This is a genomic window from Pantoea sp. 18069, from assembly GCF_902706035.1.
Lineage (GTDB): Bacteria > Pseudomonadota > Gammaproteobacteria > Burkholderiales > Burkholderiaceae_C > Comamonas.
In genome coordinates this window covers 1-2276 of record NZ_CACSJA010000077.1, presented here as the reverse complement: position 1 = coordinate 2276, position 2276 = coordinate 1, and the positions used below count along the sequence as shown (strand labels likewise).

The window sequence follows — 2276 nt, the reverse complement described above, 5'->3', positions numbered from 1 at the left end:
CGGCTGCCCACCCACAAGGCACGTGACATTGACCAACTGCTGCCGCACATCTGGTTGCCGCCTACTGCTACCGCATAGCGCCGACTCTGCGCAAGGGCCGGACCGCGTGTGTTTGCTGGCCCCTTACACACATTGGCACCGTGCACGCCTTGCTCTTCGAGCGTGGGCACATCGGGCAATTCGGGCGAACGCGCGCTGATGGTCACGGCCAGTGGGCGCAGCTTGCCGGTACGGATCTGGGCGATGGCCGACGAGGTGGTGTCAAACATCATGTCCACTTGGCCGCCCATCAGGTCGACCAGCGCCTGCGAGCTGCCGCGGTACGGCACATGCACCGCCTGTGTCTGTGTGGCCTGGCCAAAGGCCACGCCGGCAATATGCTGGGTGCTGCCAATGCCCGACGAGGCGTATTTGAAGTTGCCGTTGCTGGCCTTCATCGCGGCCAGCAGCTCCTTGGCGTTTTTGTACGGCGACGAGGCGGGTACGACCAGCACATGGGGCATGGTGGCCACCATGCCAATGGGCTGCAAATCGGCCAGCGGGTCGAATTTGAGCTTGAGCAAATGGGGCGCAATCGCCTGGGCCGTGGTGGTGGCCATCAACAAGGTGTGGCCGTCGTGTTCGGCGCGGGCCGTCGCGTCGGCGGCAATGGTGTTGGAGGCGCCGGGTTTGTTGTCCACCACAAACGACTGCTTGAACTCGCCGGTGAACTTTTCGGCCACCAGGCGGGCAAGGATGTCGGTGCCGCCGCCCGGGGGCGAGCCGACCATGATGCGCACGGCCTTGGTGGGGTAATTGATGGCTTGCGTCTGGGCTTGGGCCAGGGCCTGCGTGCCAGTCATTGCACTCAGCGCGCAGACGGCAGCGGCCAGCGCCAGCGTGGTACGGCGATTGGATTTCATCGGACTTGTCTCCAGTTCGTTGTAGGTCTCTGTGGGCAAAGATTACGGCAGCATTACCATTTACGTCTAATCACATCTAAGTCAAAATCGATGCATATTTGTATATGACGTATATGCTGGCCGATTCCTCTTTACTGCTGCGACTGCGCATGCGCCAGTTGCTGCTGATCCGCTTGCTCGACGCCGAGCGCCACATGGGACGTGCCGCCGCCGCGCTCAACGTGAGCCAGCCGGCGGCAACCAAGCTGCTGGCCCAGGCCGAAGAGGTGCTGGGCGAGCGCCTTTTCGAGCGCCTGCCGCGCGGCATGCTGCCCACGCCATGCGGTGAGGTGATTGCCGCCTATGCCCGCACACTCCTGGTGAATTTCAGCTCGGCCCGCGAGTCCATGGCGGCGCTGCGCTCGGGCCTGAGTGGCATGCTGCGCATTGCCTCGGTGCCGGGGGCGGTCAACCAGTTGGTGGCGCCGGCGCTGGCCGAGTTCAAACGCCGCCATCCGCAAGTCAAGGTGTCGGTGGTGGTGGAAACCAGCGATGTGCTGGTCAGCCTGCTCGAACGGGGCGAGGCAGACCTGGTGCTGGGCCGCCTGACCGAAGCCCACGACCGCGGCGACTACGCCGTGGTGCCTCTGCTGGAAGAGGCGCTGGTCGTGGTGGTGCGCCAGAGCCACCCTTTTGTAGGGCACAACAGCGTGTCCCTGACCGATCTGTCGCAGGCAGCCTGGGTGGTGCAGCCGCCGGGCACGCCTCAGCGCACCCGATTTGACGCGGCGCTGCGTGAAGCCGGAATTACCCGCAAGCTCAATACGACTGAAACCTCTTCGACGGTGATGACCACGGCACTGCTGGAGGTGTCGGACATGGTGGCCGTCATGCCCGAATCGCTGGCCCAGCACTATGGGCGCATGGGCGTGCTGCGGGCCTTGCCGCTGGATGTGCCGATGCGGGTGCCAGCCATCAACCTGATCACCTCTGAAGGCCGGCCGCTGAGTGCGGTGGCGGCGCAGTTTGTCACACTGGTGCAGCATCTGCCGCGTCCAGCGGCCACGGACTGAGGGGCTTTTTGCTGCGCCCCAAAGCGCGCTTCGTCCTGGAACCTCACCCGGATGGGGGGGGGTCTCGCCGAAACCGGCGGCAAGATGCTCTTGTCCGCAGAAAGGTCGGACCATGGAAATCTCCGGTCGAGGAGATTCAATGATTCATGTTTGTAGTGTGGATGGGAACAAGGCCGGGCCGCCCGGCCCGCCCTCAGAACGTGTTCAAAGTCTTTTGAGCAAGAGCGCCAGGAATGCCAGATGCAGGAACTGCAAGCTGGTGTTGATCCAGCGCTCGCAGTTCTTCCACAACCGCCGATTCTTTTCCAGCCATGCAAAGCTG

Annotated in this window: 2 protein-coding genes and 1 pseudogene; 1 reads left to right on the top strand and 2 read right to left on the bottom strand. The window is 63.6% G+C overall.

Annotated features, from left to right (window positions below; translation table 11 throughout):
- Window positions 1-902, bottom strand: a 902-nt coding sequence (locus tag GVL12_RS25585; RefSeq protein ID WP_200844090.1) for a tripartite tricarboxylate transporter substrate binding protein, incomplete at its 3' end; no start/stop codon positions are given.
- Between the two features lie 113 nt (window positions 903-1015).
- On the opposite strand from GVL12_RS25585, the gene GVL12_RS25580 reads away from it, so the two are divergent.
- Window positions 1016-1954: a LysR family transcriptional regulator gene (locus GVL12_RS25580; RefSeq protein WP_235033985.1), complete on the top strand. Its 939-nt coding sequence runs from the start codon at window positions 1016-1018 to the stop codon at window positions 1952-1954.
- A 204-nt stretch (window positions 1955-2158) separates the two neighbouring features.
- Here the strand turns inward: GVL12_RS25580 and GVL12_RS25575 are convergent.
- Window positions 2159-2276, bottom strand: a pseudogene (locus GVL12_RS25575) (IS5/IS1182 family transposase); the annotation flags it as partial.